Source organism: Pantoea sp. CS_6 (assembly GCF_041954745.1).
Taxonomy (GTDB): Bacteria; Pseudomonadota; Gammaproteobacteria; order Enterobacterales; family Enterobacteriaceae; genus Pantoea; species Pantoea stewartii.
In genome coordinates this window covers 137,248-155,578 of sequence record NZ_JAVAYG010000005.1, presented here as the reverse complement: position 1 = coordinate 155,578, position 18,331 = coordinate 137,248, and the positions used below count along the sequence as shown (strand labels likewise).

Annotated in this window: 18 protein-coding genes; 16 read left to right on the top strand and 2 right to left on the bottom strand. The window is 57.2% G+C overall.

The features are described from left to right. Window positions 1-81 precede the first annotated feature (81 nt). From RAC90_RS09500 to RAC90_RS09490, 3 genes are all read left to right on the top strand, one after another. Window positions 82-393 (top strand): cupin, encoded by a 312-nt coding sequence (locus RAC90_RS09500; RefSeq protein ID WP_006121617.1) that lies wholly within the window; start codon window positions 82-84, stop codon window positions 391-393. Window positions 394-480: 87 nt separating this feature from the next. Beyond that, window positions 481-1,059 carry an AAA family ATPase gene (locus RAC90_RS09495; protein ID WP_375096901.1) on the top strand — a complete coding sequence of 193 codons (579 nt, stop codon included), beginning with the start codon at window positions 481-483 and terminating at the stop codon, window positions 1,057-1,059. A gap of 60 nt (window positions 1,060-1,119) precedes the next feature. Beyond that, window positions 1,120-1,644, top strand: coding sequence for a GNAT family N-acetyltransferase (locus tag RAC90_RS09490; RefSeq protein ID WP_205957176.1), 525 nt, complete (start codon window positions 1,120-1,122; stop codon window positions 1,642-1,644). A gap of 36 nt (window positions 1,645-1,680) precedes the next feature. Here the strand turns inward: RAC90_RS09490 and RAC90_RS09485 are convergent, their stop codons facing one another. Beyond that, window positions 1,681-2,493, bottom strand: a complete 813-nt coding sequence (locus RAC90_RS09485) for an IclR family transcriptional regulator (protein ID WP_006121620.1) — start codon at window positions 2,491-2,493, stop codon at window positions 1,681-1,683. A gap of 319 nt (window positions 2,494-2,812) precedes the next feature. Here RAC90_RS09485 and RAC90_RS09480 point away from each other — a divergent pair, with 319 nt between their 5' ends. From RAC90_RS09480 to RAC90_RS09420, 13 genes are all read left to right on the top strand, one after another. After that, complete coding sequence (locus RAC90_RS09480; RefSeq protein WP_039339008.1) at window positions 2,813-4,339, top strand: sugar ABC transporter ATP-binding protein; 1,527 nt, start codon at window positions 2,813-2,815, stop codon at window positions 4,337-4,339. A gap of 22 nt (window positions 4,340-4,361) precedes the next feature. Next, the gene (locus RAC90_RS09475) at window positions 4,362-5,462 is read left to right on the top strand and encodes an ABC transporter permease (protein ID WP_006121622.1); all 1,101 of its coding nucleotides are present in this window, start codon (window positions 4,362-4,364) and stop codon (window positions 5,460-5,462) included. Beyond that, window positions 5,459-6,559, top strand: a complete 1,101-nt coding sequence (locus tag RAC90_RS09470; protein ID WP_033739103.1) for a substrate-binding domain-containing protein — start codon at window positions 5,459-5,461, stop codon at window positions 6,557-6,559. The genes RAC90_RS09475 and RAC90_RS09470 overlap by 4 nt, the downstream gene beginning before the upstream one ends. 14 nt (window positions 6,560-6,573) lie before the next feature. Further along, window positions 6,574-7,404 (top strand): SMP-30/gluconolactonase/LRE family protein, encoded by an 831-nt coding sequence (locus RAC90_RS09465; protein WP_006121624.1) that lies wholly within the window; start codon window positions 6,574-6,576, stop codon window positions 7,402-7,404. Window positions 7,405-7,654: 250 nt separating this feature from the next. Then, entirely contained in the window at window positions 7,655-8,668 is a 1,014-nt protein-coding gene (yiaK, locus tag RAC90_RS09460) for a 3-dehydro-L-gulonate 2-dehydrogenase (protein WP_375096900.1), read from the top strand. Continuing rightward, complete coding sequence (locus RAC90_RS09455; RefSeq protein WP_054634626.1) at window positions 8,665-9,132, top strand: YhcH/YjgK/YiaL family protein; 468 nt, start codon at window positions 8,665-8,667, stop codon at window positions 9,130-9,132. Before yiaK ends, RAC90_RS09455 begins: the two co-directional genes overlap by 4 nt. A 14-nt stretch (window positions 9,133-9,146) precedes the next feature. After that, window positions 9,147-10,442, top strand: coding sequence for an MFS transporter (locus RAC90_RS09450; protein ID WP_058707848.1), 1,296 nt, complete (start codon window positions 9,147-9,149; stop codon window positions 10,440-10,442). Beyond that, the gene (locus tag RAC90_RS09445) at window positions 10,439-11,920 is read left to right on the top strand and encodes an FGGY-family carbohydrate kinase (RefSeq protein WP_375124272.1); all 1,482 of its coding nucleotides are present in this window, start codon (window positions 10,439-10,441) and stop codon (window positions 11,918-11,920) included. Before RAC90_RS09450 ends, RAC90_RS09445 begins: the two co-directional genes overlap by 4 nt. After that, on the top strand, window positions 11,917-12,573 hold the full coding sequence (gene ulaD, locus RAC90_RS09440) for a 3-keto-L-gulonate-6-phosphate decarboxylase UlaD (protein WP_185200042.1): 657 nt from the start codon (window positions 11,917-11,919) through the stop codon (window positions 12,571-12,573). The genes RAC90_RS09445 and ulaD overlap by 4 nt, the downstream gene beginning before the upstream one ends. Continuing rightward, on the top strand, window positions 12,570-13,430 hold the full coding sequence (locus RAC90_RS09435) for an L-ribulose-5-phosphate 3-epimerase (protein ID WP_006121631.1): 861 nt from the start codon (window positions 12,570-12,572) through the stop codon (window positions 13,428-13,430). The genes ulaD and RAC90_RS09435 overlap by 4 nt, the downstream gene beginning before the upstream one ends. Continuing rightward, window positions 13,427-14,125 (top strand): L-ribulose-5-phosphate 4-epimerase, encoded by a 699-nt coding sequence (gene araD, locus RAC90_RS09430; protein WP_375124271.1) that lies wholly within the window; start codon window positions 13,427-13,429, stop codon window positions 14,123-14,125. Before RAC90_RS09435 ends, araD begins: the two co-directional genes overlap by 4 nt. Window positions 14,126-14,159: 34 nt before the next feature. Continuing rightward, the gene (locus tag RAC90_RS09425) at window positions 14,160-14,678 is read left to right on the top strand and encodes a DUF1440 domain-containing protein (RefSeq protein WP_033739091.1); all 519 of its coding nucleotides are present in this window, start codon (window positions 14,160-14,162) and stop codon (window positions 14,676-14,678) included. A 262-nt stretch (window positions 14,679-14,940) separates the two neighbouring features. Then, window positions 14,941-16,014 (top strand): acyltransferase, encoded by a 1,074-nt coding sequence (locus RAC90_RS09420; RefSeq protein WP_205953875.1) that lies wholly within the window; start codon window positions 14,941-14,943, stop codon window positions 16,012-16,014. A 110-nt stretch (window positions 16,015-16,124) separates the two neighbouring features. Here RAC90_RS09420 and iutA read toward each other — a convergent pair whose 3' ends face one another. Next, complete coding sequence (gene iutA, locus RAC90_RS09415; protein ID WP_039339017.1) at window positions 16,125-18,320, bottom strand: ferric aerobactin receptor IutA; 2,196 nt, start codon at window positions 18,318-18,320, stop codon at window positions 16,125-16,127. Between the last annotated feature and the right edge of the window lie 11 nt (window positions 18,321-18,331).

The following is an 18,331-nucleotide window of genomic DNA, read 5'->3' as shown; positions in this document are numbered from 1 at the left end:
CCGCAATTTTTTGCAAGCCCCGCCTCACTTCACGCGGTATAACCTCATCCATGTCTTACCACTGCGCATAACGGAAAAACCATGAAAACCTATATCAGCAAAGCGTTCTCGGCCGACCGGGCCTGGGGTGCACTCGACATCGCTAACTTTGATGGCACAACCGTACGGCTTCACTGGACGGATCAACCCTACAAGTGGCACATCAATGACGGTCAGGAAGTTTTTGCGGTGATGGATGGCTGTGTAGAGATGCACTACAAGGAAAACGGAGACATCAGGACAGTGCGCTTGCAGACAGGGGATATTTTTTATGCCAGCGTGGGCACGGAACATGTTGCCCATCCACAGGGCGAAGCGCGCGTACTGGTGATCGAGAAAGCGGGATCGGTCTGACCCCAACCGGCCCTGAGGCACGATGGCTGGCGCACATTTTCCGCGTATACTGAGGCGCAAACACAGCCTTGACGGAGGTTTCGCCTGATGACACCGTTGCCGCCGCTTGCACATCTGGGTCCGCGCATTTGTATCATGGGCCCCTCAAACAGCGGTAAATCTACCCTGGCCGTGGCGATTGCGGAAAAGCAGTCGCTGCCCGTTATTCATCTCGATCAGCTTTATCACCAGCCCAATACCGACTGGCAGCCCAGAGAGCACGCCGTGTTTTTACAGCTTCACCGCGAGGCAATAAGTGCAGAACGCTGGGTTATCGAAGGCAATTATACGCGCTGCCTGCCCGAAAGACTGGCGCGCGCAACAGGCTATATCCTGCTGGATCTCGCGATGCCTGTCAGTTTACTGCGTTATATCCGGCGCTGCTGTGCCACCACGCCGCGTGCCGGGGCGCTGCAAGGCAGCACCGATCACATCAATCTCGCCATGCTCAGGCATATCACCTGGGTGACGCCGGGCAATCGCCGTCGCTATCACCTCCTGTATCAGGGACTTAGCCTGCCCAGGTGCCGTCTGGTAGGTGCAAAAGCGATAAACCGCGCCTGGCAGGAGTGGTATCTGACGCCCCGTCCTGCGACAGGGATCTTACCCGGCAAAACAGGCCGGTAGCCTTTCCTGCCTGTCTTTTGTATTGTCATGATCCTTACTGGCTCACTCCGGAATCGCAGAATGCACATCACGCTCGCGCAGGATGACCACATTCCCGCCCTGCAACAGATTTATGCTCACCATGTTGTGCATGGCACGGGCAGTTTTGAACTGGATCCGCCTGATGAAGCCGAACTCGCCAGCCGGTTAGAAAAAATCCGTGCCGCCGGACTGCCCTGGTTTGTGGCCATCGAAGACGGCCAGGTTTGCGGTTACTGTTATCTGGGCTTTTATCGTCCGCGCCCGGCTTATCGTTTTACCCTGGAAGATTCCCTTTATATCCATCCGGCTTTTCAGGGGAAAGGTGTGGGTAAACGCCTGCTGGCGCACGCGATTGACTGGGCTGAAAGCCGGGGCTTTCGCCAGATGGTCGGGAATGTGGGCGACAGCGCCAACGCGGCCTCCATCGCTCTGCACCGATCGGCGGGCTTCACCGTGGCCGGTACGCTAACCTCCGTAGGCTACAAACACGGGCGCTGGCTGGACACGGTATTGATGCAGCGGACACTTGGCGCGGGCGACAGTATCCCGCCTGAAAACGGATAACGCAGGATGCGTGCCAGGCGGGCCGCTGCCCAGGGCTCAGGCGGAAGCGCCCAGCTCGTGTGAGATCGCCTGGGCGGTCGCTACCACCTTCGCCATCAGGTTTTTTGCCCCAATCTGTTGCAGCTTGGCCGTTGGCAGCGAGACCGACACCGCATAGGGAACGCGCTGCTGAATATCAAATACCGGCGCGGCGATACAGGTCACGCCCAGCTCGTTCTCTTCGCGATCCATCGCGGTGCGCTGCTGCAGAATATCTCTCAGTTCCTGCTGCATCTCGGGCAAGGTGGTGATGGTGTTTTTTGTCAGTTGCTCAATGCTGTCCTGATGGCTTTGCCAGTAGTGCAGCAGGTACTCTTCACTGCCCCAGGCCAGAAAAATTTTGCCCATCGCCGAGCAATAGAGCGGCATATGCTGCCCGATGTAGGCGCGTGTGCGCATCATGCCGGTGGTGGGTTCCAGTTTATTGATCAATACAACATGATCGTCTTCACGGCTGGAAAAGTTAACCGTTTCGCCCACGTCCAGGTTGAGCTTTTCCAGATGCGGTCCGGCTACGTGGATGATATTGAGCGATGACAGCGCTTTCTGACCGACCGAAATAAATTTGGTCGTCAGGCGATAGCTGCCAGGCGACGGGGCCTGGGTGACATAGCCACTGCTGTGCAGCCCCTGTAACAGGCGGTGGACGGTGCTTTTATTCATGCCGGACAGCTCAGCGAGATGGGCCAGCGGGCAACCGTTCGGGAAATTGCTCAGTAACTCAATTAACTGAAGGCCACGAAACAGACTCTGTGTTCCCAACGGCTTATCGTTTTTATTTTCCTTCGCTTTATCCACTTTACCCACCATCCGCCGATCCTCTCCGTTTCTGACTTCCTGAGCGCACTATCGCATGATGTTAACTCATGGCATAACAACTGGGAATCTTTCGCTTTTTTAGTGTGGCCTGGCGATCGCATTCCGCCTGGCAGGAATTGCGCTGTTCATCACAATTTCAAAACAATATTTTAACCCTATGTTTCTAATGAGGAAATAGTCGCCTCGCTTCTTTGCTTTTCCGCATTTTCAGGGATAGTATTTTTTGGAATAGTATTTCACATGTTGAAATCAGCAAGAGCGCGTCACCACGCTTGCTGCCACTACTCACCAGGCGTCACGGGAGGCTGGAATGCAAACTAACCCGGATAAACCGGTCCTGACACTAAGCCATATCACCAAACGTTTCGGGGGGAACCCTGCCGTCAATGACGTAAGCCTGGATGTCTTTCCGGGCGAAGTGGTCGCGCTGTTAGGTGAAAACGGTGCGGGTAAATCGACGCTGATCAAGGTACTGGCCGGCGTTTATACCAGCGACGAAGGCCAGATAACCTTTAATGGCAACCCCATCCCCTCAGCGGCCGCGCTAAAAACCGCCACCAGCCAGCCTGTCGCCTTTATTCATCAGGATCTGGGGCTGATCGAGTGGATGACGGTGGCGGAAAATATGGCGCTGATCATGGGCTTCAACCGTCGCCTGGGCCTGATTAACTGGCGGGCCGTGCGTGAACGGGCACGTTTAGCGCTGGAAGACGTCGGTATTCAGCTCGATCCCGATGCCCGCGTATTTGAACTGTCACGCACGGAGAAATCGCTGCTGGCCATTGCCCGCGCGGTGGCCGTCAACGCGCAAGTACTGGTACTGGACGAACCGACCGCCTCGTTACCCGCCAATGACGTACGGCATCTGTTTAGCGTGATAGAACGCCTGAAAAGTCGCAACGTCGGCATGATTTACGTGACTCACCGTCTGGATGAGGTGATTGAAATTGCCGATCGCATTTGTGTGATGCGGGACGGTAAACGCGTCGCAGAGGGCAACACGGCAGACTACAGGTTGCACGATCTGGTTGAAATGATTGTCGGCGAAGCGCTGGAAAGCAATCAGCGCCTTGTGCTGCCTGAGGGGCGTCCGCCCGTGCTGTCACTGGATCAGCTCTGCATTGATGAAGTGGGCCCGGTCTCGTTCAGTCTGCAACCCGGCGAAATGCTGGCGCTGGCCGGCCTGCGTGGTGCCGGTCAGGAAGAGATTGGTCGGATGCTGTTTGGCCTGAAACAGGCTACCCAGGGCCAGGTCATTTTTCGCGACAAGCCCTGCCATTCCCGATCGCCTCGCGAGGCTATGGCGGCAGGCATCTCGTTTGTGGCAGGCGATCGCACCGGTGAAAGTCTGGTTATGTCGATGAGCGTGCGTGAAAACCTGTTTCTCAACCCCTGCGCGAGCGGGCACCGGGTGATGTCCCATTATGGTCGCCGCGCGGAGGTGGGTGCCAGCTGGTGGAAAGTGCAGCTTTTCGACGTACGCCCTAAAAACGTGGATCTGGATATCAGCGCCCTGTCCGGTGGCAACCAGCAAAAAGTGGTGATGGCCCGCTGGATGCACCTCAATGCCCCGTTGCTGATTCTTGAAGATCCCACTGCGGGCGTCGACGTGGGCGCGCGCGAAGAAATTTATCACCTGCTCAACAAAGCGCTGGCAGACGGCGTGGCAGTGCTGGTGATCTCGAATGACCTGGAGGAAATCGCGCATATCTGTAACCGCGCGTTGGTGTTTAACCGGGGCCAGGTAGTGGGTGAACTGAAAAACGAACAGGTTACTTTTGCTAATTTACTGGAGCTGGCCTCAGCCAGCTCTGCTGCCCCCTTCGCTACCGTCTGAAAAGGCAGTCAGGAGAAACGCTATGTCTAAAACCTCGGTGAAATCTACTGCACTTGAACAACGGGTCAGCCTTGCTCAGCATGGTTTTGCGCCGTGGTCGATGCAGGTCGTCACCCGCTACGGATTACTGTTGTTATGTGTGCTGCTGGCGTTACTGTTTTCGGTACTGTCCCCGACTTTCGCATCCCTGCTCACCGTGCAGGCCATTCTGTCCAGTAAGGCCAAAATCGCCCTGCTGGCGCTGGCCGCCACCTTGCCGATGATTGTGGGCAAAATCGACCTGAACGTCGGTTTCGGGATCGTGCTGTGGCACATCCTGGCCATTACGCTTCAGGTGGAATACGGCTTTTCCTGGCAGATGGCGGTGCTGACAGTGCTGGTCTTGTCGGCGCTGTATGGCCTGCTGAACGGCATTCTGGTGGCGCTGGCGGATATCGACAGCTTCGTCGCCACGCTCGGTTCCGGCACGGTGCTGTATGCCATTGCGTTGTGGCACTCCGGCGGTCGCCAAATTGTTGGTGACTTACCGGATGCCTTTAGTGCGCTGCACAGTACCGAAGTGTTTGGCATTCCGATTGGTGCCTTCTATGTGCTGGGCCTGGCGCTGGTATTGTGGCTGATCACTGAGCACACGCCACTGGGAAGGTGCATGTATGCCGTGGGCGGTAACCCCGTCGCCGCGCGCCTCAACGGTATTGCCGTGAATAAATACGTGATCGGCGCGTTTATCGCCTCCAGTGTGATCACCGGCTTCAGTGGGGTGCTGATTGCGGCGGAACAGGGCGTCGGCCAGGCCAGCGTCGGGATGGATTACCTGCTGCCTGCGCTGGTCGGGGCTTTTCTGGGCAGTACCACCATTCGTCCGGGACGGGTAAACGTCTGGGGCACCGTGGTCGGCATCGCTATCCTGGCTATCGGGATTGCCGGTATTCAGCAGTTTGGCGGCGCGTTCTGGGTGGAACCGCTGTTTAACGGTGCCACGTTGCTGCTGTCGATTACGCTGGCCGGCTACGCTCAGCGCCGCCGTATGTTGAATCAAAAAGCCGTCGTGCGCAGTCAGAGCACGCCGGCGACCACACCTGACTCACAGCAAAAAACCATCACACCAGGGAACTCATTATGAAAAATCCGGTATTTGGTCTTTCTCTCATCGCCATGCTGGTCGCCACCTTACCAGCCCATGCAGACAGCTATCTCGATCAGGCGACAGCGGCCGTGGCCAAAGCGACGGCCAGCGCCACGACCTGGGACGGTCCGACGACCGGGCCAACGCTACAGCCTAAAAAGAAACTGATCTTTATCGCCTCGGATATGAAAAACGGCGGTGTGCAGGGCGTTCAGCAAGGCCTGAGCGAAGCGGCGAAAGTGGCTGGCTGGACGCTGGATACGCTGGACGGCGCAGGCTCTGTCAAAGATCAACTGGCGGCGCTGAATCAGGCGATTGCCCAGCGCCCTGACGGTATCGTTATCGGCGGCTGGAACCCGAACGTCGCCAAAATGCCGCTGAAAAAAGCCCTGCAGCAAAAAATCGTGCTGATGGCCTGGCACGCAGAGCCTCAGCCGGGCCCGATTAAGCAGTACGGGATCACCGATAACATTACGTCCGATTCTAATGAGGTTGCCCGTCTGGCGGCGCAGTACGCCATTGTGAAGTCAGGCGGCAAAGCGCAGGTGATTATCTTCACCGACTCGCTGTACAAAATCGCGCTGGATAAAGCCAATGCGATGAAGCAGGAAATTGAGAAGTGCAGCGAGTGTAAAGTCATCGACTTTATTGACACGCCGCTGGCCGATACCTCTAACCGTATGCCGTCGCTGACCTTTAGCCTGTTACAGAAGTACGGTGACCGCTGGCAGTACTCGCTGGCGATTAATGACCTTTATTTTGACTTTATGGCACCCGCGCTGAAAACCGCAGGGAAAGGCGGCAAAAACGCGCCATATAACATCTCGGCAGGCGACGGCTCGGTGTCGGCCTTCCAGCGCATTCGCAATGGTGAAAGCCAGGTCGCGACCGTCGCTGAACCGCTGAAACTGCATGGCTGGCAACTGCTGGATGAGTTCAACCGCGCCTTCGCCGGACAGCCCCCGTCAGGCTATGTCACGCCTGCGCACCTGATTACACCGGAAAATATCAGCCGGGATGGCGGACCGCAGAACCACTACGATCCGGAAAACGGCTATCAGGACCATTACAAAGCTATCTGGGGCGTGAAGTAACGGAGGCCAGCATCATGCAGGTAGAAAAACTGTGCTCCCCTGCCACCTGGGCCGAAGGCCCAGTCTGGTTACCGGCGCTGGATGGGGTGGTATTTAGCGATGTCAAAGGCAACCGTATGTACTGCTGGCAGCGCAATGGCGAGCTGAGTATCTGGCGTCATCATTCTCACTATGCCAATGGCAATGCCCGCGACCATCAGGGACGCGTGGTCAGTTGCGAACACGGTCGCCGGGCTATCAGCCGGACAGAAACAGACGGTACGGTGAACGTGCTGGTGGATAAAGTCGAGGGCAAGCGGTTTAACTCGCCTAACGATCTGGCGATCCGCTCCGACGGCACCATCTGGTTTACCGATCCGCCTTACGGGATCGTCAGCGATCATGAGGGTTACCTGGCTCCCAGCCAGGTGATCGGCTGCTATCTCTACTGTTTTGATCCGGAAAGCGGGCAGCTCAGCATTGCCGCCAGCGATCTGCAGCGGCCAAACGGGCTGGCGTTCTCGCCTGATGAAAGCGTGCTGTACGTGGCGGACATGTCGGTGGTGGATTTCCCGACGCTCGGCCGCCATGAGTTGCGCACCTATAAAGTGGACGGTCGCACGTTGTCTGCAGGGCAATTTTTTGCCGATGTCTCACCCGGTTTCCCGGACGGATTTTGTGTGGATGCCAACGGCGATATTTACTGTAGCTGCGCTGACGGCGTGATTATTTTCGACAGCAGCGGAAACCGTAAAGGCAAAATCCCGATTCCTGAAACGGTATCCAACTGCACCTTTGGCGGACCGAATAATGATGAACTTTATATCACAGCCAACACTTCACTCTACCGGGTAACGCTACGCTAACGCCCCTGCACAGGCAGGGCGAAAAGCAGAGCAAAACAGGTCAGCTGTCTCTCAGCTGACCGGCCTGACTGTGGCCGGAATCGGGCAAAAAAGCCCAAGATCACAGAAGTCAGAATTAATTATATCCTTCTGATTTAAATGAAATAATTTTTGAGTCATTTCTTTGACTCGCTGCATTTTTCCCCATAGCATTTAGTTGAAATGACATTCCACATTATGAAATAAATAAGACGCGGGGAGTATCAGTCAGATGAGAATCAGCTATCAGCAGTTGTATCAGGAGTTTCTTCGCGTACTCCTCAGCCGCAACGTGCCGCAGGCCAAAGCCGAGGCCTGCGCGCACATGTTTACTGAAACCAGTCTTAACGGCGTCTATTCCCATGGCGTTAACCGCTTCCCGCGTTTTATTCAGCAACTGGATGCCGGCCACATTATTCCCGATGCGGATGCGCAAAAAGTCCTGTCGCTGGGTGCGATTGAGCAGTGGGATGCGCAACGCGCCATCGGCAATATCACCGCCCATAGCATGATGGACCGCGCGATGGCGCTGGCCACGGAACACGGCATTGGGCTGGTGGCCTTACGCAATGCCAATCACTGGATGCGCGGGGGTAGCTATGGCTGGCAGGCGGCGGAAAAGGGCTTTGTCGGCATCTGCTGGACCAACTCCATTGCCGTAATGCCGCCCTGGGGCGCAAAAAGCTGCGCGATCGGCACCAATCCGCTGATTATCGCGGTACCGGGCGAGCCGGTTACGATGGTGGATATGTCCATGTCGATGTTCTCCTACGGCATGCTGGAAGTGAATCGCCTGGCGGGGAAAAGCCTGCCGGTCGATGGCGGCTTTGATGATGAGGGCAACTACACCCGCGATCCGGCCACGCTGGAAAAAAACCGCCGCATTTTACCAATGGGTTACTGGAAAGGCTCAGCGCTGTCTGTGGTGCTGGATATGCTGGCCACCCTGCTCTCTAACGGCGCCTCCGTGACTGAAGTCACTCACGACAACGGCGATGAATTTGGCATTTCTCAGGTGTTTATCGCCATCGACGTCGATCGGCTCATTCCGGGCGAAACCCGCCAGCAAAAACTCGATCGTATTCGCGCATCCATCACCGGTGCGGAACCGGCTGACAGCACACAGGCGATTCGCCTGCCGGGTGACAAATTCCCGCCACTGCGTGAAGAAAACGAACGCCTGGGTATTCCGGTTGATGAGCGCGTCTGGGCGCGCATTCAGGCGCTACAGGAGAAGGCATCATGATTACCGGACACCTTGCCAATACCGATCCCCGTCACTATCCCGCCGCGATTGCTCATGCTCTGGCCTACCTCGCCGGTCATGATCTGGCAAACATGGCCGCCGGCCGTTATCAGGACGAAGAAACCGGCTGGGTCGTACAGGTGTTAGATCTGCACACGGTTCCCGCCGCAGAGAATTACCCGGAGGCGCACCGCTATCACATCGACGTGCAGTATCTGGTGGCAGGCGAAGAAGTGATCGGCGTCGCCACACAACCGCTGGATCTGGCGGTGCATCAGCCTTACGACAGCGAACGCGACATCGTTTTTTATCAACATGCCCCCGATGAAACCCTGGTACGGATGCTGCCCGGCACGTTCGCCGTATTTTTTCCTCAGGATATTCATCGTCCTAACTGCGCGGTCAGTCAGCCCGGTCCGATCCGCAAAGTCGTGGTGAAGATCCCCACGCGCGATCTGGTGTAAGGCAGGGAGGCACGATGAGCATCACCACAAGCGCTGTCAATCATGAAAAGGTCCCTGCACTGCGCTGGCTGCGGATCATTCCGCCGATTCTGATTACCTGCATCATTTCGTATATGGATCGGGTCAACATCGCCTTTGCGATGCCGGGCGGCATGGATGCTGAACTGGGCATCAGCGCCTCGATGGCCGGACTGGCAGGCGGCATTTTCTTCATTGGCTACCTGTTCCTGCAGGTGCCCGGCGGCAGGCTGGCCGTTTACGGCAACGGTAAACGCTTTATTGGCTGGTCGCTGCTGGCCTGGGCGGTGATTTCCATACTGACCGGCATGGCCACCAGTCAGTATCAGCTGCTGGCGCTGCGCTTTGCGCTGGGGATTGCCGAAGGCGGCATGTTACCGGTGGTGCTGACGATGATCGGCAACTGGTTCCCGGATGCGGAGCGCGGTCGCGCAAATGCCATCGTGATCATGTTTGTGCCGATCGCCGGGATCATCACGGCTCCGCTCTCAGGCTGGATCATTACCGGCTGGGACTGGCGCATGCTGTTCTACGTGGAAGGCGCGTTATCTCTGGTCGTGATGGCCCTGTGGCATTTCACGATCAGTAACCGCCCGCAGGAAGCGAGATGGATTTCGCCAGCCGAAAAACACTATCTCATCACCACGCTGCATAACGAACAGCTGATGATCAAAGGGCAGAACGTGCGCAACGCCTCGCTGATGCGTGTGATGCGCGAACCGGTTATGTGGCGGCTGATTCTGGTCAATTTCTTCTATCAGACCGGCATTTACGGCTACACGCTGTGGCTGCCCACCATCCTGAAAGGACTGACGCACGGTAATGTGGAGCAGGTGGGCTTTCTGGCCATTCTGCCCTACGTCGGGGCGATCGTCGGCATGTTTCTGTTTTCTGTTCTGTCGGACGCGACCGGACGGCGCAAGCTGTTCGTGGCGCTGCCGCTGGCCGGCTTTGCGCTGTGCATGGCGCTGTCGGTGTTACTGAAAGCGCATATCTGGTGGTCCTACGCGGCGCTGGTGGGCTGTGGCGTCTTTATCCAGTCTGCGGCGGGCGTGTTCTGGAGTATTCCGCCGCGCCTGTTTAATGCCGAGGTGGCTGGCGGCGCGCGCGGCCTGATCAACGCGCTGGGCAACCTGGGCGGCTTCTGCGGTCCCTACATGGTGGGCATTCTGATGGCGTTTTACAGCCGGGATGCCGGGGTTTACAGCCTTGCCATTTCACTGGCGATTGCCGCCCTGCTGGCGATGACGTTGCCCGCACGCTGCGATTCCCCTCAACAGGAGGCATTATGAAACGCTGGCTGGGACTGGACTGTGGCGGCACCTTTATTAAAGCCGGGCTTTACGATATACAGGGCCGCGAGCTGGCCGTCGCCCGGCAAAACCTGCCGGTTGTTGTACCGGAACCGGGTTATGCCGAACGCGATATGACGCTGCTGTGGCAACAGGCGGCAGCCGTCATCCGTGAGGTGCTGACCACCAGCGGCGAGGATGCGGCGTCGGTCGCCGGTATGGGCATTTCCGCACAGGGTAAGGGGCTGTTTCTGCTGGACAAACAGCACCGCCCGCTGGGCAACGGCATCCTCTCCTCCGACCGCCGCGCCCTGAGCCTTGTGCAACAGTGGCAACGGGAAGGCTTGCCGCAGAAACTCTATCCGCTGACCCGACAAACGCTGTGGACCGGCCATCCGGTGTCGCTGCTGCGCTGGATCAAGCAGCATCAGCCACAGCGCTATGCGGCGATTGGCAGCGTCATGATGGCCCATGACTATCTGCGTTTCTGTCTGACCGGCGAGCGGGCATGCGAAGAAACCAATATCTCTGAGTCCAATCTGTATGACATGCAGGCAGCCGACTGGTCGCCTGCACTGGCAGAGATGTCAGGTATCCCGGAGATAATATCGGCACTGCCGCCGATTATCGGCCCGACGCAGATTGCGGGCTATGTCACCGACGGGGCCGCTGCCGAATGCGGTCTGCTGCCCGGTACGCCCGTCGTGGGCGGCCTGTTCGATGTGATGTCAACAGCGCTGTGCGCGGGCCTGAATGATGCGACGCGCCTGAACGCGGTGATGGGAACCTGGTCAGTGACCAGCGGCATTACCGACTGCATCAGCGATGAAGCAGACTATCCCTACGTTTATGGTCGTTATGCCATTGAGGGTCAGTACCTTATCCATGAGGCCAGCCCGACGTCGGCGGCCAATCTGGAATGGTTTTGTGACCAGTGGGGCATTAAGGACTACAGCCAGCTTAATACGTGGGTAGCAGCGCTGGTGCCCGCCAGCAGCAGTGTGCTGTTTCTGCCTTTCCTGTATGGCACCAATGCCGGTGCCGATCTGCACGGCAGCTTTTTTGGCCTGCAGGCAGGTCACACGCGCGCCCATCTGGTTCAGGCCATCTACGAAGGCGTGGTGTTCTCACATCTGACGCACCTCAACCGTATTCTGCAACGTTTTCCTCAGGTTACCGCCCTGCGTCTGAGCGGTGGGCCTACGCGCTCTGCGCCCTGGATGCAGATGTTTGCCGATGCCAGCGGCCTGACGGTTGAAGTTCCGCAGATCAGTGAGAGCGGCTGTCTGGGCGCGGCGCTGGTGGCATTAACCGGTACCGGGGCTTATGCCTCACTCCAGGCGGCCCAGCAGGCCCTGGCCCCTGACATCGTGTGCTGGCAACCGGACAGCACGTGCTATGACCGCTACCAGCAAAAGTATCAGCGTTATCAACATCTGATTCGCGTCCTGCGCGACGCCCAGGGAGACCTGCCATGAGCCTGCCCTTACTCCAGCTGGCGCTGGATCACACCACGCTGGATGCCGCGCTCACTACCGCCCGGCAACTGCATCCGCATGTCGACATTATCGAAGCCGGTACGCTTTTGTGCCTGAGCTGCGGTGTTGAAGCCGTACGTCATCTGCGCCAGCAGCACCCGGAAAAAACGCTGGTCGCGGATTACAAAGTGGCGGATGCCGGCGGCGCCCTGGCGGAGATGGCTTTTGCGGCAGGGGCTAACTGGATGACGGTGATCTGTGCCGCGCCGCTGGCAACCTTTGCCAGCGCGCTGGCGGTTGCGCAGCAGTACCAGGGGGATATTCAGATCGAACTGTTTGGCAACTGGACGCTGGATGATGCCCGGCAGTGGCGAAAGCTGGGTCTGACCCAGGCTATTTATCACCGTGGACGGGACGCACAGGCCAGCGGGCAACAGTGGAATCAGCACGATCTGGATACCATGAAAGCCTTATCAGACCTGGGTTTTGCCCTGTCCGTCACGGGCGGTATCACCCCGGATGACCTTTCTCAGTTTCGCGATATCGATGTGAAGGCGTTTATTGCCGGCCGCGCCCTGAGCGATGGCGAGAACGGCATTGCATGCGCCACCGCATTTCACCAGGCCATTGGCCGCCATTGGGGGACAGTATGAAACGCCTGCACCCGTTAGGGATTTACGAAAAAGCCCTGCCTGCGAATCTCACCTGGCCAGAACGTCTCGCGCTGGCCAAAGCCTGCGGGTTTGATTTTGTGGAAATGTCGGTCGATGAAACCGATGAACGGCTGGACCGGCTGAACTGGAGCAAAGAGCAGCGCCTGTCGCTGGTCAACGCGACCATCGAAACCGGCGTCACCATTCCTTCCCTGTGCCTGTCCGGCCATCGCCGCTTTCCCTTTGGCAGCCACGATCCGGCGATCCGCCAGCGCGCAGACGATCTGATCGATCAGGCCATCCAGCTGGCGAAAGATGTGGGGATCCGCACGATTCAGCTGGCGGGCTATGACGTCTACTACGAACCGCATGATGCAGGCACGGTCGCGCGGTTTGCCGAGGGCTTGTCACGCGCAGTGCAGCGCGCAGCAGCGGCGCAGGTGATGCTGGCGGTGGAGATCATGGATACCGAATTCATGAACGCCATCAGCAAGTGGAAAGCCTGGGAACAGCAGCAGGCTTCTCCGTGGTTTTCCGTTTATCCGGATGTGGGCAATCTCAGCGCCTGGGGCAATGACGTGACTGCCGAACTGACGCTGGGCATTGATCGCATCGCCGCCATTCATTTGAAAGATACCCAACCGGTCACCGCCCATTCACCGGGGCAGTTCCGCGATGTGCCCTTTGGTGAAGGCTGCGTGGATTTCGTTGGCGTGTTTCGCACGCTCAAAGCGCTGAATTATCGCGGATCGTTCCTGATTGAGATGTGGACCGAGAAAGCCGAGGAGCCGGTTGCCGAGATCGTACAGGCACGGCGCTGGATTGAACAGAAAATGCAGGAAGGAGGCTTACTATGAGCATTGCCATGATGAAAGAGCAGGTGCTGGCGGCAAACCTGGCGCTGCCGCGCCACCATCTGGTGACGTTTACCTGGGGCAACGTCAGCGCCGTCGATCGTGCGCAAGGGCTGATGGCGATTAAGCCTTCCGGCGTGGAATACGACGGCATGACGGCGGACGATATTGTGGTACTGGAACTGGCAAGCGGCCGCGTGGTGGAGGGCACGAAAAAGCCCTCATCGGACACGGCCACCCATCTGGCGCTCTATCGGGCCTTTGAGGACATCGGCGGCATTGTGCACACGCATTCGCGTCATGCCACCATCTGGGCGCAGGCGGGCCAGGACCTGCCAGCCTGGGGCACCACACACGCTGACTACTTCTATGGAGCCATTCCCTGCACCCGACTGATGACGGAGGCCGAAATTACTCACGATTACGAGCACAATACCGGCGAAGTGATTATCGAAACCTTCCGCTCACGCGGCATCAGCCCGACGGCCATTCCCGCCGTGCTGGTTAATGCTCACGGGCCGTTTGCCTGGGGGAAAGACGCAGATAATGCCGTGCATAACGCAGTCGTGCTGGAGGAAATCGCCTATATGGGGATTTTTTCCCGCCAGCTGACGCCTGATATCACCCGAATGCAGCAGCCGTTACTGGATAAACACTTTCTCAGAAAGCATGGAGCAAACGCCTATTACGGCCAGTAATTCTCTTCTTTTTACTCAGCGGGAGCGGTGAAAAATGAAAACAGGGTTTTATCTGACGTCCCCGGCCGATCGGCATTACGGTGCGGCGCTGTGGGCAGGGTTTTGGGGCGGTAACGTCGCCAGTTTTGTCAAATGGGGCACGGAGAATCCGTTTCCGCCCAGAACGCCGGACAGGGCAATTCCCCCCGCGGAGATGCTCCAGGATATGGGAATCAATGTCAGCAACCTGGTCTATCACTATTCCGGTCATGTGGTGAACTGGGGCGTGGCCGGTGTTCATCACCTGTTCTCGATTTTCTTCGCCCTGCTCTACTGCGCCCTGGCCGAGATTATCCCGATCATTACGCTGGGTCAGGGCGTGGCGTTCGCCCTGATCATTACCGTGGCCTTTCACGCCGTGATCCTGCCCATAAACGGCTGGGCACCGCCCTTATGGCACCTGCCGCTGGCGGAAATTGCCTCGGAAACGCTGGGACATATTCTGTGGATGTGGACGATAGAAATCTTTCGGCGCGCCCTGGGTGGACACGTATCGCCGCGCCGCGCTGCATGAGTCTGTTGCGCATGTAAGTTATCAATTTTGGTTAAGAACCCTCTGAAATCCTGATGGCGCACTTTTCTCGTTGTGCGCCTAACAGCCTCGATCGCCGCGCTTTATTCAGCAAAAATACGCTATCGTTTGGAAATGTATTTTTCTGCCCGATAAACGGCGGTTGACCATTGTTAAGTCATTTTTACAATACGGCCTACGCTTAACCGTATCGGCTCGCCCGCGCGACTGCCGCTAATGAGTCAACCGACAGGCTGTAACATTCATGAAAATCGTCTCAATCCAGTATCTGCGCGGCCTTGCTGCGTTACTTGTGGTACTGGCGCACAACTCATCGCTGTTAGAGGGTCACTGGACCCGACACATTCCAGGCGCGCTGGGCGTGGACGTGTTCTTTATTATCAGCGGCTTCATCATGACCTTCATTACCCATCAGTTTAACGAAGCCCCGACCTCATTCATGGTGAAACGCTTTTTCCGCATCTGGCCGGTCTTCTTTGTCGTCTGGCTGTTGTCTTTCGCGGTGGTGTATCACGATCGCTCTCTTCACGATATGTCCTGTGCGCTCTATTTCTGTCTGCAGAATTACAGCAGCGCCGGACCGACGTTTGGATTCAGCGCGTTAGGGCCGCCCTGGACGCTGTCTTACGAGATCCTGTTTTACGCCGTTTTCACCGTAGCGATGTGCATCAACTACCGCTATCGCAGCTACCTTTGTGCACTGATTTTCATCGTCTCCAGTGTGGGATTTCAGCTTTACTACAACGGCAGTTTTGACTTTTCCTCACAGGTTTCGCCGCATCTGACGGTGACGCACTGGTGGCAGGCGTGGATTAAGTTAATCAGTAACACTATCTGTATGGAGTTCATCCTGGGGATGCTGCTGGCAGAATTGCTGGTGAAGCGTAAGCTACCGGAACTGGATAACAGAATGCGCCGACTGCTTCAGGCAGGGCTGGTGCTGGCGGTCATTACCGCCCTGATTACAGGACCTCAGCCCTTTGGCCTGCACGGCGGTTTCTGGCTGGCCGCCGCCATCATGATCATGACGGTGATGCTGAGCTACCGTGCCGACACCGGTCACAACCGTACGCTGATTTTCCTGGGGGATATCTCATATTCGCTGTATCTCATCCACTATCCGCTCATGGTACTGCTGATGAACAGCCTGGCAGATAAAGCCTGGACAGATAACCTTATGATTTTTGTACTGTCGGTCAGCGCCAGCGTGGCGCTGGCGTCGGTAATGTTTTTCTACATTGAAAAGCCCGCCATCAAAGCAGGTAAGCGCGTCGCCCGCTGGTTGTCTGCCCCGCTGACGCTGCATCGCAGTTCGTAATCCGGTAAACACAGTGGCCTGAACCGGTCACTGTGTTTGTTGTACTCAACACGCTGCCAGGATAACGGGCGTGAGGCTTGCCCGGCGCAACACCGGGCAAGAATACCGACTCAGAACAGCACGGAGTAGTTCAGACCAAACGTCCGTCCCCGGCCTTTGTACTGATACAGCGACGGTGAACCATAGGTCGGGCTGTAGTACAGCGGCGCGCGCTGGCCCCATACCGTGGTGTAATCACGATCCAGCAGGTTTTCCACGCTGAAGCTCAGCTTGCCGACAGGCAGTTCATAGCTGCCAATGAAATCAACAGTGGTGTAGCCGTTGATGTTGTAGCCCGCGTCGTCGCTGAGATTAAACGAGGTAGTGCTCTGCACCTTCAGGCTCCACGGATCCGGCGACCAGCCAACATAGGCGGTCGCTTTCGACGGGCTGGCCACTTTCACGTCATATTTTCGCCAGCTGCCATCCACTTTGGACTCGGTTTTGAGCACGTTGAAGTTTGCTCCGGTGCTCCAGTCGGTGTCCGGGATAAAGTAATCCACGGCACCTTCCACCCCGTAAATGCGGCGCTTATCGTCAACCACGCTGATCGTCAGGTCCTGATTCTGCTGCACATTCTTGTCTGACAGCGAGTAATAGGCGCTGAGTTGCGTACGCAGATTATCGCCGGTATAGCGCCAGCCCAGTTCCCATGAATCGACTTTGATGCCCTGCAACTTGCTGGCATCCACATTAACGCTGTTGGTCAGCGGGAGATTGCCGTTAACCGCCCGGCCATAGGTGCCGCGCCCGTAATATTTGCCTGGATCGGGCAGCTCAACGCCCTGCGAGAAGTTAAACCAGGCCTGCTGCCGCGCCGTGATATGCATCAGGATACCGGCGTTATACAGGAAGTTATCGTAATCGGTAGAGCCGCCTGGAATCGCATCGGCCGAGCGCGCGGTACCGTTGGCAATCGCCTGCTGCTGAGCGTAACCGACGAAATCATCCACCTTGTTTTCGGTGTACTGATAGCGCACACCGCCACTCAGCGTAAACGTCTCATTGATGTCGTAGCTGGACTGCAGGAAGGTCGCCAGATTAGTAATGTCATAACCCGGATAACGGCCCGTGGTGTAGATGCTCTGGTTGTTCAGCCCGCCCGAGGCGGCCGACTGGCCCAGATCAAAGAACATCTGGTTGGAACTGAAACGCTCATGATCGGCGTCTACGCCGTAGGTCAGCTGCAGCCCATCGACCGGCTTACTGGTGATCGCCAGCTTACCGCCGTACTGATCGGTGTTCTGCTCTGAGGAGGACAAACTGGTGACGCGTCCGCCGGACACCGTGGGGAACGGATAAAACGCCAGTGACTCGTCCCGGTAGTAAACCTGCCCCACCAGCTCCTGACCAAGAAAATCAGTATTGGAGTACTGCAGGCTGACCAGATGGCGTTCGGTGCCGGGAAGGCGGTCGGAGTTCAGCCCTTTGCGGGTGTACGCGGTGCCTCCGCCCGTTACTGCGGAGAAGTTACGCCCAAGATAGAGGCCATAATCGTCATCGCCCTGACTTTTGTAGTACTGCGTGACCAGCTGCAGTTGCTGGTGGTCATCAATCTCCAGCGTGCCGGTGCCCATAATATCCAGACGATCGGAATACTGCAGGCCCGTCTGGGTATTGTCCATCAGCAGTGAGTCGCCCTTGCCATCATACCAGCCGCCAAACTTTTGGTAGGCAACGGACAGGCGTCCGGAGGCACGATCGGTGCCGCCGGAGAGGGCAGCCGCCACGCGTTCATCATGGTCTTTGCTACTGTTGAATCCGGTTTTGGTGCCGGTTTCAAACTCAAACTGGGTCCCTGGCTGGCCTTTTTTGGTCACGATATTGATCAGGCCACCGGTACTGCCGCCGCCGTATAGCGAGGTGGAACCGGAGATCACTTCAATATGATCGATATTAAACGGATCGATGGAATCCAGCTGACGGCTGTCGGTACGCGAGGAGTTAAGGCGTACGCCATCTACCAGCACCACAATAGCGCGACCACGCATGTTCATACCGTAGTTGGTGCGGCCCTGGCTACTGACGTCCAGGCCCGGTACCAGTTGTGCCAGCGCATCTTTAAACTCTTTTCCGCCCTGGACCTGTTGCTCCAGTTCGGCCCCTTCAATCACCCAGGTGGTCTGTGCCATTTCCGCCACGGTGCGGTGCGTACGGCTGGCGGAGACAACCATTTCATTCTCACTGGTTTGCTGTGCCACCGCCGGTGCCATCATGGCTAATAACAGCGGATTAAGCAGCCAGATATTTTTGTTTTTAGTCTTCATCGTCGTTCCTG

Coding starts and splice junctions, on each gene's coding strand:
- RAC90_RS09500 (WP_006121617.1), top strand. CDS start 82: ATGAAAACCTATATCAGCAAAGCGTTCTCGGCCGACCGGGCCTGGGGT.
- RAC90_RS09495 (WP_375096901.1), top strand. CDS start 481: ATGACACCGTTGCCGCCGCTTGCACATCTGGGTCCGCGCATTTGTATC.
- RAC90_RS09490 (WP_205957176.1), top strand. CDS start 1,120: ATGCACATCACGCTCGCGCAGGATGACCACATTCCCGCCCTGCAACAG.
- RAC90_RS09485 (WP_006121620.1), bottom strand. CDS start 2,493: ATGGTGGGTAAAGTGGATAAAGCGAAGGAAAATAAAAACGATAAGCCG.
- RAC90_RS09480 (WP_039339008.1), top strand. CDS start 2,813: ATGCAAACTAACCCGGATAAACCGGTCCTGACACTAAGCCATATCACC.
- RAC90_RS09475 (WP_006121622.1), top strand. CDS start 4,362: ATGTCTAAAACCTCGGTGAAATCTACTGCACTTGAACAACGGGTCAGC.
- RAC90_RS09470 (WP_033739103.1), top strand. CDS start 5,459: ATGAAAAATCCGGTATTTGGTCTTTCTCTCATCGCCATGCTGGTCGCC.
- RAC90_RS09465 (WP_006121624.1), top strand. CDS start 6,574: ATGCAGGTAGAAAAACTGTGCTCCCCTGCCACCTGGGCCGAAGGCCCA.
- yiaK (WP_375096900.1), top strand. CDS start 7,655: ATGAGAATCAGCTATCAGCAGTTGTATCAGGAGTTTCTTCGCGTACTC.
- RAC90_RS09455 (WP_054634626.1), top strand. CDS start 8,665: ATGATTACCGGACACCTTGCCAATACCGATCCCCGTCACTATCCCGCC.
- RAC90_RS09450 (WP_058707848.1), top strand. CDS start 9,147: ATGAGCATCACCACAAGCGCTGTCAATCATGAAAAGGTCCCTGCACTG.
- RAC90_RS09445 (WP_375124272.1), top strand. CDS start 10,439: ATGAAACGCTGGCTGGGACTGGACTGTGGCGGCACCTTTATTAAAGCC.
- ulaD (WP_185200042.1), top strand. CDS start 11,917: ATGAGCCTGCCCTTACTCCAGCTGGCGCTGGATCACACCACGCTGGAT.
- RAC90_RS09435 (WP_006121631.1), top strand. CDS start 12,570: ATGAAACGCCTGCACCCGTTAGGGATTTACGAAAAAGCCCTGCCTGCG.
- araD (WP_375124271.1), top strand. CDS start 13,427: ATGAGCATTGCCATGATGAAAGAGCAGGTGCTGGCGGCAAACCTGGCG.
- RAC90_RS09425 (WP_033739091.1), top strand. CDS start 14,160: ATGAAAACAGGGTTTTATCTGACGTCCCCGGCCGATCGGCATTACGGT.
- RAC90_RS09420 (WP_205953875.1), top strand. CDS start 14,941: ATGAAAATCGTCTCAATCCAGTATCTGCGCGGCCTTGCTGCGTTACTT.
- iutA (WP_039339017.1), bottom strand. CDS start 18,320: ATGAAGACTAAAAACAAAAATATCTGGCTGCTTAATCCGCTGTTATTA.